This is a genomic window from Candidatus Megaera venefica (assembly GCF_034554655.1).
GTDB classification, from domain to species: Bacteria; Pseudomonadota; Alphaproteobacteria; order Rickettsiales; family Rickettsiaceae; genus Megaera_A; species Megaera_A venefica.
The window spans coordinates 1-3,489 of record NZ_JARJFB010000164.1 but is presented as its reverse complement, the minus strand read 5'-3'; the positions used below and the strand labels follow the sequence as shown (position 1 = coordinate 3,489).

General features: G+C 33.7%; 3 protein-coding genes. All 3 read right to left on the bottom strand.

Annotation, left to right across the window (positions count from 1 at the left end; genetic code table 11):
- Positions 1–47 precede the first annotated feature (47 nt).
- The 3 genes from Megvenef_RS08110 to Megvenef_RS08100 all read right to left on the bottom strand — a co-directional run bounded on the left by Megvenef_RS08110 (position 48) and on the right by Megvenef_RS08100 (position 3,377).
- Complete coding sequence (locus tag Megvenef_RS08110; protein ID WP_322777442.1) at positions 48–467, bottom strand: hypothetical protein; 420 nt, start codon at positions 465–467, stop codon at positions 48–50.
- A gap of 101 nt (positions 468–568) precedes the next feature.
- Positions 569–2,647, bottom strand: a complete 2,079-nt coding sequence (locus Megvenef_RS08105) for an ATP-dependent DNA helicase RecG (RefSeq protein WP_322777441.1) — start codon at positions 2,645–2,647, stop codon at positions 569–571.
- A 4-nt stretch (positions 2,648–2,651) separates the two neighbouring features.
- The gene (locus Megvenef_RS08100) at positions 2,652–3,377 is read right to left on the bottom strand and encodes a DNA polymerase III subunit delta' (RefSeq protein ID WP_410519774.1); all 726 of its coding nucleotides are present in this window, start codon (positions 3,375–3,377) and stop codon (positions 2,652–2,654) included.
- Positions 3,378–3,489 lie beyond the last annotated feature (112 nt).

Here is a 3,489-nt window from a genome sequence, read left to right as displayed (position 1 = left end):
AAAAAATGAATGTGCGGTGATTTATTTTTGAAATTCTTGAAATTATATCAAAAATTTAGAGTTTTGACGGAGAGACTTTCTAATGATTTATTTTCTTCCATTAACAAATGGTCAGGCAATTTATCTATCGTTACTATTTTTATCAGCTTTAATTCTTGAAATAAAACGACTGCTTCTGGCTTTGAATCAAGAAATTTTAATATAGACTCATTTAGTTGAGAATCACTCCAATCATCAGGAAGTTTTTCTGTTATTTTATTAATAAGTGATTTTATAAATTGAGTTACGAATAGTATATCAGAAGGGCTTTCTTTACTAAATACTATATCAAACGCTGCTTGCCTCGTTTTTGGAGGAGAAGCATATACGTTTTCAGCCAATTTATTAGCCATTCTTATAACCAGATTATCAGAAAAAACTATTTGATTTTGGAGAGATGTATCTTTAGATGTATGTGATTTGGACATAAACTGTACTAAGTTTTAAGTTCAATTATTTATATTTTTATAATAAACATTGACCAATAGCAAGGCAAGTATTTGTAACTTTTAAGCCAAATATTATTTCACTATCCACTTTTTGCTAACTCCTGACGATCTCTTGCAAAAAGCTTTGCTTGAAACTCTGTAAATTCAGAAAATCTACTATTCTGAGCTAATTTGTTTGCTCTTAGCAAAATATTCAAATCACGTCCTAAATCAGCAAAGAAGAACTCTGGCTCTCCGCTTTGCTTAGTACCAAGAATTTCTCCTCCTCCACGAAGCAGCAAGTCTTGTTCAGCAATATAAAACCCATCATTACTTTGTCTCATGATTTCCAATCTGTTTCTGGCAGTAGCTGAAAATCTTTTAGGATTATACATAAGGATACAGTAAGACTGCAACACTCCACGCCCCACTCTACCTCTTAGTTGATGCAACTGCGCAAGGCCAAATTTCTCCGCATTTTCGACAATAATTAATGTAGCATCTGGCACATCGATACCAACTTCAATCACTGTCGTTGCAACTAAAATTTTAACTACCCCATCCTTAAATTTTTGCATTACATCCTCTTTGTCCGCAGACTTCATCTTGCCATGAAGAATTGCTACTTCTCCTGGATAAAATTTATCCAACTCTTCATAGCGCGCGGTAACATCTGCATATGTAACATCATTTTCATGCTCAATGATCTTGTCGTTTTGATCAATAAGTGGGCACACCCAATACACTTTCTGATCACAATCAATCATTTTTTTCAACGAGGCTATAACCTGCTCTCTCCTGCTATTAGATGTTATACTTGTCACTATTGGTAAACGGTTTTTTGGCTTATCTTTTACTTGAGAGACACTCATATCACCAAACATCGTCAGTGTTAAACTCCGAGGGATAGGTGTTGCTGTCATAACCAGTACATCTGGATGAGTCGCCTTTGCGATCAGTTCTAGACGTTGCTGCACACCAAACCTATGTTGTTCATCAATGACCACATAGCCAAGATCCTTAAATACAACTGCTTCTTGAAATAAAGCATGGGTACCGATCAAAATATTAATGGTTCCATTCTCTAAGTTTTCCTTTATAGATCTTCTTGCTTTGACAGTAGTTTTACCTGTAAGTAATTCAACATTTACGCCGGTTCCCGCTAACGCTTTAACAAAAAACTGATAATGTTGCAAACTGAGTAAATCTGTTGGTACCATAAGCACAGCTTGCGCTCCAGATACCATAACATTAAGCATTGTAAGGAGTGCAACAATAGTTTTACCTGATCCAACGTCACCTTGTAAAAGCCTCATCATCTGAATATTCGAGGTTTGATCAAACTCAATCTGCTTAATTGCTTCTTGTTGATATTTTGTCAGCTCAAAGCCTAGGTTACCTAAAACCTGATCCTTAACCTCTTTTGCAATATTAAAACTTCTCCCAAGTACCTCTTGCTCTTTTCTTTTTAACTTGACTAAAGATACTTGATTGGCAAACAGTTCCTTTTCAGTAAGTTTAGAAATGGCAGACTCTATGGTCTGTTCTATCAACAAATTATTGGGGACATGAGAAACCAGATGTAATTTCTTTATTTCCTGAATCAGAGAGTTAATATAATCTGAAGATTCAGCCTCAACTTTGCCAAACGACATTCTGGCACCAATAGCAACTTCAAGAGCTTTTATTACTGTAAGTATATAATCATATAATTGCTTATTAATTAAGCCGTAGGTCAAATGGTACACTGGCTCGACTGGCACCGATAAAGATTTTTTAAAAATAAATTCTGGATGGGTAATTTGGAATCCGCCATCAAAATACTGTACCTTACCATGAATGGTATATTTTTCGCCGACTTTTAACTTGCTGAATATAAATGGTGGAATCTTATTAAAAAAAACTAAAGTTAAAGCCCCTGTGTCATTGGCTACAGATATTTTTGTTGGAGTCCGATTAGATCGTGGTCGTACAATATCAACTATTCTTATCTCTGCTTGGATCAAAACGTTATCACGCAAGGCCGATAAATTAGACGATGTATCACTTATGCTATAAGAATATGGCTTATAAAAAACTAAATCACGTACATTAAAAATACTCAGCCTTTTTAATGCTTTTTCAGCTGTTTCTTTAATTGGGATAATTGATTTTACAGGCTGAAAAAAAATATCGTACATTAATCTAGCTTCTAAATTTATCAATTAATAAAAGGCAACTTGAACGCAAGTCTAAATCAAACAGATTTGTATCATCAGTAATTTTTCTAATCTGATCATATTTCATTTGCAAATAATAAGGTGAATTGGATCTAAATTGCGCAAGAATTGATAACTCTAATTCTGATAAATCAACATTTAATCCAGCAATTTTTTTACAAAATTTTGCCATCAATTCTTCCATAGAAACAGAAAATTGCATCCATAAATCACGATCTTTATAACCAAACTGCGCTATAAATTGTAATTTCTCAGTTATACTAACCTTCTTATTTAGAGGCTTTAAAAACTTAACATCAGTTTCTTTACCTGGAAGCAGATTATAATGGTAATTTATCTTTGCACATCTTGAACGTATTGTTGGTATAACGCTGGCCGCATTATTCGTTACTAAAAAAATATAGGTATTGTCAGGGGTATCTTCCAGTATTTTCAAGCAAGAATTTGCAGCATTTATATTCATTTGGTCTGCAGCATAAATTACAGCTACTTTTTTGCCAGTTATAACAGACGTTTTGTATAAAAACTTCTGCATTAATCTAATCTGGTCTACTGAAATATTCTTTGTTTTATTATCTATCTTTCGAACATACATATAATCGGGATGACTTTCGACTTTACTATTTAAAAGATTGCTACTAATAAAGTCATTAAGCTCGACAAGTGCATCATCCACACTATCTGTATTGATCAGATAACAATTACTTAGTTTACCTATATTATAATGATTTTGTAAGCTGTTTATGACATGAAACCCCTTGTTAATTCAGGCGGGGAGAGTTTTGACGGAGGGACTAGAAAAA

Coding starts and splice junctions, on each gene's coding strand:
- Megvenef_RS08105 (WP_322777441.1), bottom strand. CDS start 2,647: ATGTACGATATTTTTTTTCAGCCTGTAAAATCAATTATCCCAATTAAA.
- Megvenef_RS08110 (WP_322777442.1), bottom strand. CDS start 467: ATGTCCAAATCACATACATCTAAAGATACATCTCTCCAAAATCAAATA.